Below are 16387 nucleotides of genomic sequence, written 5' to 3'. Positions count from 1 at the left end.
AAATAAGATTGTGTGAGATCAGCCTTCGTTCAATGCCTGGCGGATGGCTTTTGCAAGCTGATCCGGACATGAAGTTGGTTTGAATCCGCAGCGGATGCCTTCCAGACGGGAGATTACTTCATCTGCATCCATTCCCTCTGCAAGCTGTGCAACACCCTGTGTGTTTCCGGAACATCCGCCTGTAAACTTGATATTGTGAACTTTTTTATTATCGTCGATCTCGAACTCAATTCCCTGAGCACAGACGCCTTTTGTCTTATAAACCATTCTGGTTACCTCCTGTTCTGTTTATTTATCGATTATAGCATCTCTCAAAAAAAGTTTCCATAAAAAATAAAATTTGTTATAATGAACAATGTAGAAAAAGAAAAAGATACTGCTGAACAGAAAAAATGTGAAATTCAGCAGGATATCATATTGAAAGAGAGGATTTACAGATCATGAAATGTGTTGGAATCATAGGAGCAATGGAACAGGAAGTAGCAAGACTGAAAGAGGTTATGGAGAATGTATCCATTACTACCAGAGCCGGAATGGATTTTTATGAGGGTGTTCTGGAAGGAAAGAAGGTAGTTGTGGTACAGTCCGGGATCGGTAAGGTAAATGCCGGTATGTGCACCCAGATCCTGGCAGATCTCTTTCAGGTGGAAGCGGTGATCAATACCGGTATCGCAGGAAGCCTTAACAATGATATCAATATTGGAGATATCGTACTTTCCACAGATGTTCTTCATCATGATATGGATGCAACCGGGTTCGGATATCCGAAGGGACAGATCCCGCAGATGAAAGAATTTTCTTTCCAGGCAGATGAGTGCCTTCGTAAGATCGCACATGATGTATGCGAGGAAGTAAATCCGGAGATCCGGGTTTTTGAAGGAAGAATTGCTTCCGGAGATCAGTTTGTATGTGATCAGGGTGTAAAAGATAATATTGTAAAGGAATTCAGCGCCTATGCTGTTGAAATGGAGGGCGCAGCGATCGGACAGGCAGCAGCTCTTAATGGGATTCCATTCCTGATCATCCGTGCTATCTCAGATAAAGCAGATAATAGTGCAAACATGGATTATCCGGCGTTTGAAAAGCTTGCAATTGAGCACAGCGTACGTCTGACCCAGGGAATGCTGAAACGCATGGCTTGATCGGAACTTTGGAGGGAACCGTCATTTTTCTTCTGCATATACTGTAAGAGATAGCAGAGAGAGGACAGCAGAAGAGTTATGATCTATCCAGATTTTTATCCGTTTTATGCTACACAGGGAAGTCCTGGTTTTTATAATGAAGAGAGAGAACAGGAAAAGGAATTTGATCTGATGAGATCATACTATCCGGATACAGCCCGAAGGATCCAGGAAAAAGCGGAAGCACAGTGTCAGCTTCTGGATTATGAGGGAAGCCGGCTGTATGATGAATATCCGGATCGTTTCATGCTCTATCACATCTGTCACCAGGTGAAGGGACAGATGGAGGGAGATACCAGTGTACAGGAGATTCCAGGAGGATTCCTGGATGATCTGATCGAAGTGCTGGTGTATCAGGAGATTTCCAGACGAAGATGCAGGAGGAGAAGGTGCAGAAAATGTTTTCGCACTGAGTATTAAAATGGCGGTTTACCCATGAACGATACTGTGATACCGGCAGAAGCGACCAATACTGGTTCGCACAACATCTGTCCATATACAATAAAACAAAAAGTGAATATAATGGAAGTATGATGAAGACAATAAGGGAATTTTTAGAAGAACAGATTAATGAACAGCTGATACAGGCTGTTGTCAGTGGCCGCAGGACTGGCGAGGGACCTTCTAAGGTGAAGCTTCGTCCTGTGGAGCTGAAGGGCCAGATTTTTTACCAGGCGTCCATGACAGAAGGGACGAAGGTTTATCATAAGAATTTTACCAGGGAAGAGATGATCGCTTATCTGGAGCATGCTATGGAGGAATTTCGTCAGCTTCAGGCAACCGGACGCAGTCAGGATGGAAGTATCCTTATCAGCAAGAAAGGGAAAGCAACCATCAAAACAAAACAACACGGGCCTGCGCAGAATGAAAAGATAAAGATCGCTCCTCATAACCGGGTGAAACAGTACATTCTCAGAGAGGGAACGGCAGCTCCGTTTCTGGTGGATCTGGGAGTTATGACAAAGGATGGGAAGATCGTTGCCTCCAGATATGATAAGTTCAGACAGATCAACCGCTTTCTGGAGTTTATCAGGGATATCCTTCCGAAGCTTCCTAAAGACAGAGAAATCACGATTCTGGATTTTGGCTGCGGGAAATCCTATCTTACTTTTGCTGTGTATTATTATCTCAGAGAACTGGAGGGTTTTGATGTAAACATCATAGGGCTGGATCTTAAGGAAGATGTGATACGGCATTGCAGTGAATTGGCCAGATCTTATGGTTATGACAAGCTGCATTTTTACCAGGGAGATATTGCAGGGTATGAAGGAGTTTCTTCTGTGGACATGGTGGTGACACTTCATGCCTGCGATACAGCAACAGATTTTGCTTTGGCCAAGGCAGTGGAATGGGGGGCTCAGGTGATCCTGTCTGTCCCATGCTGTCAGCATGAACTGAACCGTCAGATCCGAAACGAAATGCTTCAGCCTGTTATGCGTTATGGAATCCTGAAGGAAAGAATGGCAGCTCTGATCACAGATGGTCTTCGTGCCGAGCTTCTGGAAAGCAAAGGATATGAAACCCAGCTCCTTGAATTTATCGATATGGAACATACACCAAAGAATATTCTGATCCGCGCAGTAAAAACCGGAAAGAAAAAGAGCAGGGACAGTTTTTCGGATACCATGAAGGCTCTTCATGTGGCTCCTACCCTGGACAGGCTTCTTTATCCGGAAGAGTCAGCCTCACAGAAGGGAGAATGACATGATGAAGATCCTACGTAAGGGAGCGATACTGCTGGTGATCTTTGTGGCAGTAGTAGCCGGGACCTCGTTTCTGATGAACAGCCAGTCTACAGATAACCGCTCCGATATGAACGATGCCACACTTCCGGAGGTTATGGTAAAGATCGGAAGTACCCAGGCAAATAAGATGTATGGATACAGACAGCAGATGCAGACCGATTTCATGAGGGGAAGTATTACTCCGTTGGATACTACCAAAAAAGTGTCTTTTGAGATCAACCCATATGCTGATACAGTAACAGGGCTTGCTTATGAGGTACGGACTTCAGACGGAAGTAAGGTTATGGAGAACCGTAAGATCAAGAATCTCACGAAAGAGGACAACGGCTGTTTAAGTACAGAGATTGAGATCGGCAGTGACCTTCGCATGAACCAGGAGTATTCCATGCAGATTACGCTGGATACCAGTGCGGGGGAAGTTTACTACTACACAAGAGTGGTTTCCAGAACCCAGTTGAATACAGAAGCGTATCTTCAGTTTGTCAGGGATTTTTCCACAAAGTGTCTGGACAAGGAACAGGCAGATACGCTGACCGGATATCTGGAAGCGGAGGATACTTCTGGCGGAACGAATTACAATAATATTTCCATCAATTCCGGACTTTCCAATATCAGCTGGGGATCCCTTTCTCCGAAGCTCTATATGGAAGGAGTTCCGCTGATCGATGATATCAATGAAACGACTGCAAGTATCACGCTGGATTATCAGGTTTCCGCACAGGATGATGAGGGTAAAACCGAAATTTATGATGTTACGGAATTTTATCGTATGCGTTATACAGAAACAAGGATCATGCTGCTGGATTTCAAACGTTCTGCAACGAAGGTATTTGATCCATCTCAGAAGGTAGTTTCTGATGCAGGCCTGCTTCTGGGTGTCCGTGACAAGAATGTCACCTATGCTTCAGACAGCAGTGGAAAGATCGTTGCTTTTGAGCAGGATGGGGATCTCTGGTCTTATGCACCGTCCAGCGGAAAGATCACAAGGATCTTCAGCTTCCGTAAAGAGGAAGATAACGATTCCAGATATGTGCGCAACGAACATGATATCAAGATCATCCGAGTGGCAGATAACGGGGATGTGGACTTTGTATTGTACGGTTATATGAACCGTGGTGTTCACGAGGGATACAGCGGTGTCTGTGTTTATCACTACAATAGCGACCGCAATGTGGTGGAAGAAAAAGTATTCATACCAAGTACAGAATCCTACGAGTTCCTGAAGGAAGATCTTGGAACACTCACTTATGTAAACAAAAACAATCAGCTGTTTCTGCTGTTTGCACAGAAGCTGTATCAGGTAGATATTGAGACAGGAACCTCACAGGTTCTTGAAGAAGGGATTAAACAGAACCATTTTGTTGTGTCAGATACCAAGGCACATGCAGCATGGCTGATCGAATCCGGAGATGATGCAGGGAAGATCAGGGAAATTGAATTTGATTCTCTGAAAACAAGAGATATTTCGCCGGAAAGCGGAAAAAATCTGAGAGTTCTGGGATTTATGAATGAAGATCTGGTATATGGGATCCTTTCCGATGAGGACATTCTTACTGATGCCAACGGACATGAAACAGAGGGAATCAGCACATTCCGCATTGAAAGCTTTAAAGGAAAAGTGAAAAAAGAGTATCGTCAGGACGGCCTTTATATCACCAATGTAACGGTTGGCAGTACCATGATGGAGTTTGAACTTTCTGCAAAATCGGGGAATGCTTATACAGTCCAGAAAAAGGACAATATCATGAATAACAAAAAAGCATCCGGAAGCCAGATAGATGTAGCATTGATCACTACAAACCGTGCAGGAACGCTGATCCGCCTGACCATGACCCAGAAACCGGAGACAGACAGTCCGTTGCTTGTTTGTTCCAAGATCGAGAGTACTGAAGACTCATCGGTAACATTGGATACCACCGTTCCGCAGGGAGAACTTTATTATGTTTATGCATATGGTTCTCTTGACCGTATCTATACCGATCCGGCTGCAGCTGTGAAACGCGCGGATACGCAGACTGGAGTTGTACTTAATCGTGCGCAGCAATACGTTTGGGAACGTGGAAACAAAAAAACAAAGCTTCAGATGAATATAGAGGATGTGCCGGAAAGTATACGTACAGCCAGCTGGAAGAAAAAAGAACTTCAGGATAGCCTTGGCGATATGGGAACGGTGATCGATCTGACCGGCTGTACTCTTGACAATGTTCTTTATGAGGTCAGTGCCCAGCGACCGGTGATCGCCAAGACAGGAGAAAATTCCAGTGTGGTGATCGTAGGCTATGATGAATATAATACCTATCTTTATGATCCGGCAACAGGACAGATCAGCCCGTATGGAATGAATGACAGTACAGCGCTGTTTGAGAGTGCCGGAAATGTATTTCTCACCTATATAGAAAACGTCACAGAGTGATGCCTACAGAGCAGGCCGGATGAAGGCCAAGGCCATGGGGCTACAGAAGGATGGCAAGACGGGAGTTCCCGTTTGGCATAAATCGGAAAACAGGAAAAACAGGTCCTGTTTTCCGGGAAAAGTGCGACAGGAAAGGGGAAAAAGCAATGTTAAGTGAAAGTATTAAAAAATTGGTACAGTATGGGATGGAGAGTGGTATTACTCCGGAATGCGAAAGAATTTATGCAACAAATCTTCTTCTGGATGCTTTTGGGGAAAGCGAATATACAGAACCGGAGACAGAGTATGCTAAAATTGACCTTGAGGAGACTTTGAACGAACTTCTTGATGAGGCTGTAAAGAGGGGTATCATCGAGGACAGTATTGTGTACAGAGATCTCTTTGATACAAAGCTGATGAACTGTCTGATGCCGCGTCCTGCCCAGGTACAGAGAGAATTCTGGGATGCTTATAAAGAAGATCCGGAAAAAGCCACAGATTATTTTTATAAGCTGAGTCAGGACAGCAACTATATCAGACGTTATCGCGTAAAAAAAGATCAGAAATGGACAGTAGACAGCGAATATGGCAAGATTGATATCACGATCAACCTTTCCAAGCCGGAAAAAGACCCAAAGGCTATCGCAGCTGCCAAGCTGGTAAAATCCAGCAGCTATCCAAAATGTCTGCTTTGTCCGGAAAATGAAGGCTATGCAGGAAGAGTCAATCATCCGGCAAGGGAGAACCACAGGATCATCCCGATCACCATCAATGACAGTCCATGGGGCTTCCAGTACTCTCCATATGTTTACTACAATGAACATTGTATCGTATTTAACAGTCAGCATACTCCGATGAAGATCGAGAGAAATACATTTATCAAGCTGTTTGATTTTGTAAAGCTGTTCCCGCATTATTTCCTTGGCTCCAATGCGGACCTTCCGATCGTAGGAGGTTCTATCCTCAGCCACGATCATTTCCAGGGCGGACATTATACCTTTGCCATGGCAAAGGCAGAGATTGAAAAGCATGTGACGATCCCGGGATACGAAGATGTGGAAGCCGGCATTGTAAAATGGCCTCTTTCCGTACTGCGTATCCGCAGTAAAGACGAGAAGAGACTGATCGATCTGGCAACACATGTACTGGCAGGCTGGAGAGGATATACTGATGAGGCTGCATTTATCTTTGCAGAAACAGACGGAGAGCCGCATAACACCATTACACCGATCGCACGTAAAGTGGGAGATACCTTTGAACTGGATTTGACATTACGTAACAATATCACAACAGAGGAGCATCCGCTGGGGGTTTACCATCCGCATGCATGCTATCATCATATCAAGAAAGAGAATATCGGTCTTATCGAAGTTATGGGACTCGCTGTTCTTCCGGCCCGTCTGAAAGAAGAGCTGGAGCTTCTTGAAGAATACATTTTAAGCGGCAGGGATATCGCTTCCAATGAGAAAATCGAGAAACATGCTGCATGGGTTGCAGAATTTCTGCCAAAATATGAGAAACTTGATAAAGATAATATCCAGGAAGTCCTTCGCAGGGAAGTGGGCAATGTATTTGTTCATGTACTGGAGGATGCCGGTGTTTATAAATGCACACCAGAGGGCTGGGATGCATTTATGAGATTTATCAATACTCTGTAAAAAGTACGGAGGCACCCGGGGATGGATATGTATTTCAGGAGGAGTTTGTTTATATGAAAAACAGGGAAAAAACCGGTAAGGTCCTTCGCATAAAATGGCTTTTGCTGGCACTTGTGGCAGCTGCACTGATCTTTGTGCCGGCTGCATCGCATAAGGTGTCGGCGGCGAAGCTTGTTTATACCGTTAAGTTCAATAATAATTCAGGTACCAGCAAAAGTAAGACGTATACTGCACTGACACGGAATGTGACATTAAATACCACGATCCGGCTTCCGGCAGTACCCAAGGCTGTGGGATATCAGAATCTCGGATGGACCACACGGAAGAGGAGCAGCAAGGTAGTATATAAAGCAGGTGCCAGCGTAAAGGTCAGAAAAGATATGACTCTGTATGCGGTCCGCAGAAAGAGTAAGTATTATACCGTAAACTTCTATCTTGGAAATGGAAGCACCAATTCCGCATATAAGAAGCTGCAGAAAAAAGTAGAAGAGGGTACATATTACACATTACCTGCAGTTCCGTCCAGATCGGGATATGTAAATCTTGGCTGGTCGACAGCAAAGAACGGCAAGGCATCTACTGCAAAAAAAGCAGGAACGAAGATTAAAATCTCCGGTAATATCAGATATTATTCCGTACAGATGCAATCAGTAAAAGTAAATCTCCGCAAGGCAAACGGAACCGTATGGAAGACAGTAACACTTGGAAAGGGCGGTTACCTTAAGCTCCCATCCGTATCCAATGCGACAGGTTATACGTTTATGGGATGGTCTAAGACCAGACGGACCGGTTCTTCCACAGATCCGGATTATGAAGCCGGCGAACTTCTGCGGATCAACAAAAACACCAATCTGTATGCGACAGTATTTAACCGTGCACTGGAGAAGGATATCAGCTCCGATGAGATGGCTCATCCGGCGATCGGTATGATGTACAGTAAGGTTATTTTTGTGGGAGATTCCCGTACTGCAGGAATACAGGCGACACTGAACAAACAGATGAGCAGTTCTGTAACAAATGGGGTTTCTTTTGTTGCAAACCCAGGAAAGGGCTTGAGCTGGTTCCGGGATACAGGATATGCACAGCTTATAGAAGAGATCGACAAAACAGAAGGTTCCAAACCGATCGCCGTTATCTTTAATCTGGGTGTCAATGACCTGGGTAATGCAGGCAATTATGTCAGCTATATGACCAATATCGCATCCACACTGAAAAGTAAGAACTGTAAACTCTTTTACATGTCCGTAAACCCGATCAACAGCATTATGATCACAAAAGCAGGAAGAGGTGCCCGTACAGAGGCACAGGTAAGAGAATTCAACAGCAAGATCCGTTCCGGCCTTTCTTTGTATTACAAGTATATTGATATGTACAGCGTACTTATGAAAAAAGGCTACGGGACCAATGCCCGCTATGATGGTGTGGATGACGGCGATGACGGACTTCACTACACAACAAAGACATTCAAGAGGATCTATTATTACTGCATTACTTATCTCAACACAGGAAGTATCAACGCATCTTATTATTAATGGTATAACAGACAGAAAAACCCCGTCTGCCGGAGACATTCCGCCAGGCGGGATTTTTCTGTTCGGTGGTCCGCTATTTTTCTGTCCGGCAAGGCAATTACTCCTTGCACGAACCATGAGAATAGTCTATACTTAATTCGATACGGACGTTTGGAGGTCCGCAGGGACGTGTGATCCTGAATATGAGGAATGAGGTATAGATTATGAAACTGACAACAGTGAAAGAGATTTACAGAAACCGTGAACAGTATCTTGACAAAGAGATCACTGTAGGTGGATGGGTACGAAGTGTTCGTGATTCCAAGGCGTTTGGATTCATCGTACTTCATGATGGAAGCTTTTTTGAAACTCTTCAGATCGTATATCACGATAACATGGAGAATTTCGCAGAGGTTTCCAAGCTGAATGTTGGAGCGGCCATCATTGTCAAGGGAACACTGGTAGCTACCCCTCAGGCGAAGCAGCCGTTTGAGATCCAGGCAACAGAGATATCTGTAGAGGGAGCTTCCGCACCGGATTATCCACTTCAGAAGAAGAGACACAGTCTTGAATACTTAAGGACCATGACACATTTAAGACCGAGAACAAATACTTTCCAGGCTGTATTCCGTGTACGTTCTCTTTGCGCATATGCGATCCATAAATTTTTCCAGGAGAGAGGCTTTGTCTATGTGCATACACCGCTGATCACAGGAAGTGACTGTGAAGGTGCAGGAGAGATGTTCCAGGTAACAACACTGGATCCGAAGAATATTCCGCTGACAGAGGATGGAAGTGTTGATTATTCACAGGATTTCTTCGGAAAGGAGACAAACCTTACCGTAAGCGGACAGCTGAACGGAGAGACTTATGCACAGGCATTCCGCAACATTTACACATTCGGACCGACCTTCCGTGCTGAGAATTCCAACACTACCCGTCATGCAGCTGAGTTCTGGATGATCGAGCCTGAGTGTGCGTTTGCAGACCTTCAGGACGCTATGGAGCTTGCAGAGGCTATGCTGAAATACGTGATCCGTTATGTCTTTGAGAATGCACCAGAGGAAATGAACTTCTTCAATTCCTTCATTGACAAGGGGCTTCTTGACAGACTGAACCATGTGCTTAATTCTGAATTTGCGCATGTGACCTATACAGAGGCTGTTGAGATCCTTGAGAAGAACAATGACAAATTTGATTACAAGGTATTCTGGGGATGTGATCTTCAGACAGAGCATGAGCGCTATCTGACAGAGCAGGTCTACAAGAGACCGGTATTTGTTACAGATTATCCGAAGGAGATCAAGGCATTCTACATGAAACTCAACGAGGATGGAAAGACAGTTGCGGCTATGGACTGTCTGGTGCCGGGAATCGGAGAGATCATCGGAGGAAGCCAGAGAGAGGATGACTACGACAAGCTGAGAACACGTATGGATGAGCTGGGTCTGAAACCGGAGGATTACGATTTCTATCTGGATCTTCGTAAATATGGTTCCACACGTCATTCCGGCTTTGGTCTTGGATTTGAGAGATGTGTCATGTACCTTACAGGTATGGGCAACATCCGTGACGTGATCCCATTCCCGAGAACTGTAAAGAACTGCGATCTTTGATCAGAACACTTTTGCACAGCAGGACGTTCTGTGCTCCTGAGATCAGCAGAGAGAAATTGGCAACAGGTATTGATATGTGTGACTGACACACAAGGGAGAACATTATGAGATTTATTCATCTTGCAGACGTGCATCTGGGTGCGGTTCCCGACAGGGGCTGCCCGTGGAGCAAAGAGCGGGAGGAAGAAATCTGGAGCACTTTCCGCCGGGTTATTGCGGGCATCCGCGAAGATCCGGTGGATTTGCTATTTATATCCGGAGATCTGTTCCACCGCCAGCCTCTTATGAGAGAGCTTAAGGAAGTAAATTATCTGTTTTCCACCATCCCGGATACCAGAGTGTATCTGATGGCAGGAAATCATGATTTTATAAGCAGAGATTCTTTTTATAATACGTTTGAGTGGAATTCCAATGTTATATTTTTCAGGAGCCGGGAACTGACCTGCGTTAAAGATCCCAGGCTTGATGTCTATGTGTATGGACTGAGTTACTATGACCGGGAAATAAAAGACGGACTTTATGATCAGGCTGCCCCTGTCCAGAAAGAAGGAATCCATATTCTGTTGGCCCATGGCGGCGATGAGAAGCATATTCCTCTCAGTGCAGCAGCTCTGGCGGCGTCAGGCTTCGATTATGTGGCGTTAGGGCATATCCATAAGCCGCAGATCCTGATCCGTGACCAGGCGGCCTTTTCCGGGGCTCTGGAGCCCATTGACAGGAATGATACAGGGGAACATGGATATATGGAGGGACGACTGATCAACGGAAGGATCCGTACAGAGTTCGTTCCATTTGCCTGCCGTTCCTATCAGCAGCTGGTAATGACACTTCACGAGGAAACCACACAGATATCTCTGGAAGAAGCAATAAAATCCCAGATTTTCCGCAGAGGAGGAAGAAATATCTACAGGATCATTCTTCAGGGAATGCGTTCGCCGGATATTCTTCTGATTCCTGAGAAACTGAAAAGTCTCGGAAATGTTACCGATGTTGTGGATGAATCCTGGCCGGCGTATGATCTTGGTGAGCTCTACAAACGCTACAGCGGTACTCTGATCGGTGATTATATCGGTTATTTTCTGGCCAAAAAGGGTATGGATACCGTGGAAAAAAAGGCGCTGTATTATGGGCTTCAGGCATTGCTTGAGACAGGTAGCCGGCGATAAGGGGCATCACAGGAGGATAGCATAAGATGGTTATCAGACGTTTAAAAATAAAAAATTTCGGGAAGATCCGGGACAAGGATATGGAGCTTTCACCTGGGATCAACGTACTTTACGGTGAAAATGAGAGTGGAAAGACTACCACACATACATTTATTCGCTCCATGTTTTACGGCGTTCGCAGACTGCGGGGAAAGGCTGCTCTGAACGATACATATACAAAATATGAACCATGGGAAAATCCGGCAGAATATGGTGGGATCATGTGGTTTACAAGCAAGGGGAAGAAGTATCGTCTTACCAGGAATTTTTATAAAGAAAAGAAGCTGGGAGAGCTTCTCTGTGAAGATGATGGCAGCCTTGTAGATGCGGAACAGGGAGCTCTTGGGACTATTCTCGGAAATGTAAGTGAGGCAGTTTATGATAATACGGTGTCTGTGGCACAGCTGAAAAGCGTTACAGGAAAAGATCTCGTACGTGAACTGCAGAATTACATGGCCAGCTACCAGGGAACCGGTGACAGTTCCATTGACATGGGACGAGCCATGCAGATGCTGAAAATGTCCAGAAAAGGATATCTGACAGAAGCGGCCCGGCGAAAAAAGGAGCTGGAAAAGGAAAAAGAAAAGATTTCCGCAAATATGGAATATATCCGTAGAGAGATCCGTGAACTGGATGAGAAGCGTGAGCGGATCATGCAGCAGCAGGATGGGATGAACATAGGTACCAGAGAGCGGAGTACTGAGGATCTTCTTGAGCTTCGGATCGATCGTGTAAAAAGAAGGCGGGAGCTGACAGATGCAGTTCTGACAGTTGTGCTTCTTGGTGGGATTGCCGGTACCGGCTGCCTGGCAGCTTTTTCCGGGCAGGTCATTTTCAGTGTTCTGGCAGGCGTGGCAACTGCGGTGATTTCTGTAGCGGCATTGTTTTTTCGTATACGGCTCAGCAGGGAGCTGAATAAGAGAGAACGTCAGAGAGAGCGCTGGCTTTCCAGACATGAGGAGCTAACCTGGAACCGGAACAGTCTGGACAGTGACTACGAAGAGAAGCATACAGCGCTGGAGAACCTGCAGGCAGAGTTGACGGAATGTGAAGAAAACACAGAAGTGATCACTCCGGAGGAAACGGAAATCCAGGCGCTGAATATGGCTATGGAGACTATTGAGGCACTTTCCGGAAACATTACAGATCAGGTAGGGATCCGTCTGAAAAAACGTACATCTGAGATATTAAGTGAGATCACCGGTGGCAGATACCAGGAGGTTCTGATGGATGAGGCTCTGCATATGTCTGTGAACACAGGGGAGCGTATCGTATCCATTGAGAGACTGAGCCGCGGGACACTGGAGCAGATTTATTTTGCCCTTCGTATGGCAGCAGGAGAGCTTTTCTGCAAAGAGGAACCGTTCCCTGTGATCCTTGATGATGTATTTGGCATGTATGATGAAGAACGTCTTGCAGCGGCTCTCAGATGGCTGCATAAAGAAAACAGACAGGTGATCATAAGTACCTGCCATAAAAGAGAAATGGAGATCCTGGATAAAGAGAGGATTCCCTATCAGAAGCTTCCTATGTGAGCTTTTGCAGGAAGATTTCAGCATAAAGATCAAAAGCAAAGCAGACAGCAGATGCGGATCATGGATATCCGTTTGTTGCAGAAATATAAAGCGGCTGCGCTTTCTGAGAGACTGTTATATCGTTCTCAGAAGGTGCAGCCGCTTTGCGTGCATTATGATTTATTTATTTCTCATGCTGGCTCATGTAATTTGTTACGCAGCGTTTGATTCTGTCTACCGGATTCAGAAGGTGGCTGACAGAGTTATCATGGTTCAGCGTATCAATGATCAGAGCAATATATTTGCTCATATCGCAGCTGATGTAGTATGGCTTCTCAAGAAGCTCCGGTGACTGATAAACCAGGTTAGTAGTAAGAAGCTTGTCGAAGTAGCCCTTCTTGTAAGCATCGTCAAATTTATCAAGACCATCGGTAAAGAATCCGAAGGTAGAGCAGATGTAAACTCTGCCTGCTCCTTTCTCTTTCAGGAGAGACGCGATCTTAATGATCGTATCACCGGAGGAGATCATATCATCGATCAGGATCATATCCTTGCCCTCGATCTTCGGTCCGAGGAATTCGTATGCTGCGATCGGGTGACGGCCGTTTACATATCTTGAGTAATCCAGACGTTTATAGTACATACCCATATCAACACCGAGGACATTGGCGAGATAGATCGCACGGTTCATGCTTCCTTCGTCCGGGCTGATCGTCATGAAATGATCCTTATCGATATGGAGTCCCTTTTCATTATTAAGAAGAGCCTTGATGAACTGGTAGGATGGCTGTACAGTCTCAAAACCATGAAGAGGAGTCGCATTCTGTACACGGGAATCATGTGCATCAAAGGTGATGATATTCTCAACACCCATATCGATCAGCTCATGAAGTGCATTGGCACAGTCAAGAGACTCTCTTCCGACACGTTTGTCCTGGCGGCTCTCATAGAGATATGGCATGATCACGTTGACTCTGCGGGCTTTTCCGCCTACAGCGGCGATAACACGCTTCATATCCTGGAAGTGATCATCCGGGGACATAAGATTCGTGTAAGGTCCGATTGGATAGGATAAGCTGTAATTTGTCACATCTACCATTACGTAGATATCATCACCGCGGACAGATTCGTTGATGGTACATTTACCCTCACCGGAGCCGAAACGTGGAGTCTTGGCTTCAATAATGTAAGAATCGCGCTTGTATCCCTCGAATGCAAAGGAGTCCATTCCAGGATACTGTCTTTCGGCACGCCATTTGACCAGCCAGTCATTCACCTTCGCGCCTAATGAGCTGCAGCTCTGAAGGGGAATCAGTCCAAGTCTTCCTACCGGGAGTGTGGAAAAATCTTTTGTATTTACCTGTGCCATTTTAATTTCCTCCTAAAAATATTTTCTGTATACGGATGTCCTTCCCGATCAACGATATCATCTGATAGTTGCTGGCAATTCGGGAAAATGTTCTCTCGGAATAGGTATCCGAGAAATTTTTGAGCGTCAGATTCGTGGAAATGATCGTGGATTTCCTGCGCATGATCCGCTCATTGAGACAGAGAAAAAGCTGTGAAGATACGAAACTGTTGGTAAGCTCCGTTCCCAGGTCATCAATGATCAGAAGATCACAGTCATAGATCAGTTCCTCGTCTGTGCCGGTATCTTTTCGGGAAAAAGAATTCGCAGCCATCATATCAAAAAGATCGTAGGCTGAAAAGTACAGAACACAGTGGGTGGATCTGAGAAGCTCCCGTGCGATGCAGTGTGAAAGAAAGGTTTTTCCCACACCGGTATCACCATATAAAAACAGGTTTTCAAATTTATGGTCGAAGTTCTGCACAAAGCGTTGTGCAGTATCATAGGCCCGTCTGGCTGTTTCCAGGGCAGACAGTCCCGTGGCTTCGTTTTTTATTGTAGCAGAATAATAGTCAAATGAAAAGCTGTCAAAATTCTCTTTTTCGAGAATTTCATTCAGATTGGACTGTGCATAAAGCAGCTCGATCTCAGCTTTTTTAAAACAGGTGCATTTCCGGCTGCCGATATAGCCGGTATCCTGGCAGTCAGGGCAGGTGTAAGGCATCTCCAGATAGTCTCCGGGAAAGCCGTTTGCAACAAGAAGGGTGATCCGTTCATCGGAAAGCTCCTGAATGGCTGCCTTCAGATCTGAAGTTCCCTTTTCTTCGCCGTTTAAAAGACGTCGGACTTTGTCGGCACTTAAAGTTGCCACCTCGTCATCGATCTCTTTCAGACGGGGGATCTTTCCGTAGGCTTCGGCTGTGTGTTCCTCCAAAATGCGGTGATTCTGTGCCTGCCGGCGGCTGTATTCTCTCATTATAGTATCATATTGAAAATTCTGTAAAGGCATAAAGCGCTCCTTCCAGTTTCTGTTACTGATTATTTAAAAGACGTTTCTCATATTCCGCAAAATCATAATCACGCTGGTGGAAATTATTGAAGCGGTTGCTATTCTGAGGCTGGGTCTGGGGCTGCTTCTTCCTGGAAACAGATTTCTCAAGCTGGCGTTTTTTGTGTGCGGCATCCAGAAGCCGGATATCCTCCAGCGTATGTACGTTTTTCTTTTTCCAGCCGGAGAGGATCTTATCCGCATACTGGAAACTGGGCTGTCCGGTGGAAAGGACAGTACGGCTGCAGGCTTCCTGGATCAGCTCCAGATCAAAACCGTAGGTCTTGCGCCAGGTATCAATGTAAGTGATCTCGTTATCAACAGGGTTGCGGCCGCTGATCCCCATAGCCTTCAGGATCGTGTAATAATCCTTGGAAAAACGGGAGCTGGCATCCCGTGCCATCTCGACGGTGGTGATGCCGTCTTTTGCCCAGGCGAGTGCAACTGTTTCAATATAACGCATACTCTTGCGGCCTCTGGAAACACAGTATTCCACCAGATATTCGATGAGATCCGCAGACATATGGAGCTCATCATAGAAAAAAAGGATCTTCTGCATTTCTGTAGGCGTCAGTGTTTTGGTCAGATACTGCTCTGTGATATAGAGAAGCTGACTGATCTCTTCGTTTTGCTTAAGTTCTCTGATCCGGTCAGGAGTGAGACTAAGAATGTAATCAGCGGAGCTCGGGACTTCCGGATCCGTGTTTCCGGAAACGGAAGCAGAATTGCCGGAACCGGTGAAAGTATCCATGGAAGCGCTGCTCTCTCTATGACCGGTATCAGCAAAAGGTTCCAGCAAAGTGATCCCGGAAAGCTTCTGATCTGCAGTATAGGCTAATGCGATCAGTTTCTCACCTTCCCAGTATTTCAGTGCACGGGAAATATCTCTTTCCGTGCAGAAAAGGCTGTCTGCCATATGCTCCAGGCTGAAAGAAGAAGGAGTGGCAGATACCATCCGGAGAAGGTAGATATATACCTTTACGAACTCCCCGTTGGCACGAGGCATGAAATTGTCAATAAAGCGATTGGAAAGAATCGTTACCCCCAGTTCAGAGGAATTCTGAAGTGAAATCAGGCTCATGATCAGCAGCTCCCTTTCTAAAATACGGCAGATATTTCAGGCGATATCCCAAAGTCCGCCATGCTAAAAAGGATTATAGCACAACCGC

The 16387-nt window shown here is 45.5% G+C and carries 13 protein-coding genes; 9 read left to right on the top strand and 4 right to left on the bottom strand.

From position 1 onward, the window contains the following. Nucleotides 1–18: 18 nt before the first annotated feature. Nucleotides 19–267 (bottom strand): TIGR03905 family TSCPD domain-containing protein, encoded by a 249-nt coding sequence (locus EYS05_RS03845; protein ID WP_015525634.1) that lies wholly within the window; start codon nucleotides 265–267, stop codon nucleotides 19–21. A gap of 173 nt (nucleotides 268–440) precedes the next feature. Here EYS05_RS03845 and EYS05_RS03840 point away from each other — a divergent pair, with 173 nt between their 5' ends. From EYS05_RS03840 to EYS05_RS03800, 9 genes are all read left to right on the top strand, one after another. Beyond that, nucleotides 441–1142, top strand: coding sequence for a 5'-methylthioadenosine/adenosylhomocysteine nucleosidase (locus EYS05_RS03840; protein ID WP_015525635.1), 702 nt, complete (start codon nucleotides 441–443; stop codon nucleotides 1140–1142). A gap of 78 nt (nucleotides 1143–1220) precedes the next feature. Next, nucleotides 1221–1601, top strand: a complete 381-nt coding sequence (locus EYS05_RS03835) for a hypothetical protein (protein ID WP_021652849.1) — start codon at nucleotides 1221–1223, stop codon at nucleotides 1599–1601. A 113-nt stretch (nucleotides 1602–1714) separates the two neighbouring features. Continuing rightward, on the top strand, nucleotides 1715–2884 hold the full coding sequence (locus EYS05_RS03830; protein WP_138277673.1) for a class I SAM-dependent methyltransferase: 1170 nt from the start codon (nucleotides 1715–1717) through the stop codon (nucleotides 2882–2884). Between the two features lies 1 nt (nucleotide 2885). Next, complete coding sequence (locus tag EYS05_RS03825) at nucleotides 2886–5339, top strand: hypothetical protein (protein WP_138276637.1); 2454 nt, start codon at nucleotides 2886–2888, stop codon at nucleotides 5337–5339. A 146-nt stretch (nucleotides 5340–5485) separates the two neighbouring features. Beyond that, nucleotides 5486–6976: a UDP-glucose--hexose-1-phosphate uridylyltransferase gene (gene galT, locus EYS05_RS03820; protein ID WP_138276636.1), complete on the top strand. Its 1491-nt coding sequence runs from the start codon at nucleotides 5486–5488 to the stop codon at nucleotides 6974–6976. Nucleotides 6977–7029: 53 nt separating this feature from the next. Continuing rightward, complete coding sequence (locus EYS05_RS03815; protein WP_158293302.1) at nucleotides 7030–8508, top strand: InlB B-repeat-containing protein; 1479 nt, start codon at nucleotides 7030–7032, stop codon at nucleotides 8506–8508. 203 nt (nucleotides 8509–8711) lie between these two features. Then, on the top strand, nucleotides 8712–10103 hold the full coding sequence (gene asnS, locus EYS05_RS03810; protein WP_022426258.1) for an asparagine--tRNA ligase: 1392 nt from the start codon (nucleotides 8712–8714) through the stop codon (nucleotides 10101–10103). Between the two features lie 104 nt (nucleotides 10104–10207). Then, entirely contained in the window at nucleotides 10208–11269 is a 1062-nt protein-coding gene (locus EYS05_RS03805) for a metallophosphoesterase family protein (protein WP_118607830.1), read from the top strand. Nucleotides 11270–11295: 26 nt separating this feature from the next. Further along, complete coding sequence (locus EYS05_RS03800) at nucleotides 11296–12843, top strand: ATP-binding protein (RefSeq protein ID WP_138276634.1); 1548 nt, start codon at nucleotides 11296–11298, stop codon at nucleotides 12841–12843. Between the two features lie 163 nt (nucleotides 12844–13006). Here the strand turns inward: EYS05_RS03800 and EYS05_RS03795 are convergent, their stop codons facing one another. From EYS05_RS03795 to EYS05_RS03785, 3 genes are read right to left on the bottom strand one after another with little or no spacing between them, the layout of a single operon-like run. Beyond that, nucleotides 13007–14191 carry a ribose-phosphate pyrophosphokinase gene (locus EYS05_RS03795; protein ID WP_118607828.1) on the bottom strand — a complete coding sequence of 395 codons (1185 nt, stop codon included), beginning with the start codon at nucleotides 14189–14191 and terminating at the stop codon, nucleotides 13007–13009. Between the two features lies 1 nt (nucleotide 14192). Continuing rightward, a complete protein-coding gene (locus tag EYS05_RS03790; protein WP_015525647.1) occupies nucleotides 14193–15179 on the bottom strand; it encodes an ATP-binding protein in 987 nt (328 codons plus the stop codon). A 22-nt stretch (nucleotides 15180–15201) separates the two neighbouring features. Further along, a complete protein-coding gene (locus EYS05_RS03785; protein ID WP_138276633.1) occupies nucleotides 15202–16299 on the bottom strand; it encodes a DnaD domain protein in 1098 nt (365 codons plus the stop codon). Between the last annotated feature and the right edge of the window lie 88 nt (nucleotides 16300–16387).

The organism is Blautia sp. SC05B48 (assembly GCF_005848555.1).
Classification (GTDB): domain Bacteria; phylum Bacillota; class Clostridia; order Lachnospirales; family Lachnospiraceae; genus Blautia_A.
Note: the sequence above shows the minus strand (reverse complement) of the source record. Positions and strands in the feature narration are given on the sequence as shown.

Bases quoted from the DNA above. Each gene is read 5' to 3' on its own strand.
- EYS05_RS03845 (WP_015525634.1), bottom strand. From the start codon at position 267: ATGGTTTATAAGACAAAAGGCGTCTGTGCTCAGGGAATTGAGTTCGAG.
- EYS05_RS03840 (WP_015525635.1), top strand. From the start codon at position 441: ATGAAATGTGTTGGAATCATAGGAGCAATGGAACAGGAAGTAGCAAGA.
- EYS05_RS03835 (WP_021652849.1), top strand. From the start codon at position 1,221: ATGATCTATCCAGATTTTTATCCGTTTTATGCTACACAGGGAAGTCCT.
- EYS05_RS03830 (WP_138277673.1), top strand. From the start codon at position 1,715: ATGAAGACAATAAGGGAATTTTTAGAAGAACAGATTAATGAACAGCTG.
- EYS05_RS03825 (WP_138276637.1), top strand. From the start codon at position 2,886: ATGATGAAGATCCTACGTAAGGGAGCGATACTGCTGGTGATCTTTGTG.
- galT (WP_138276636.1), top strand. From the start codon at position 5,486: ATGTTAAGTGAAAGTATTAAAAAATTGGTACAGTATGGGATGGAGAGT.
- EYS05_RS03815 (WP_158293302.1), top strand. From the start codon at position 7,030: ATGAAAAACAGGGAAAAAACCGGTAAGGTCCTTCGCATAAAATGGCTT.
- asnS (WP_022426258.1), top strand. From the start codon at position 8,712: ATGAAACTGACAACAGTGAAAGAGATTTACAGAAACCGTGAACAGTAT.
- EYS05_RS03805 (WP_118607830.1), top strand. From the start codon at position 10,208: ATGAGATTTATTCATCTTGCAGACGTGCATCTGGGTGCGGTTCCCGAC.
- EYS05_RS03800 (WP_138276634.1), top strand. From the start codon at position 11,296: ATGGTTATCAGACGTTTAAAAATAAAAAATTTCGGGAAGATCCGGGAC.
- EYS05_RS03795 (WP_118607828.1), bottom strand. From the start codon at position 14,191: ATGGCACAGGTAAATACAAAAGATTTTTCCACACTCCCGGTAGGAAGA.
- EYS05_RS03790 (WP_015525647.1), bottom strand. From the start codon at position 15,179: ATGCCTTTACAGAATTTTCAATATGATACTATAATGAGAGAATACAGC.
- EYS05_RS03785 (WP_138276633.1), bottom strand. From the start codon at position 16,299: ATGAGCCTGATTTCACTTCAGAATTCCTCTGAACTGGGGGTAACGATT.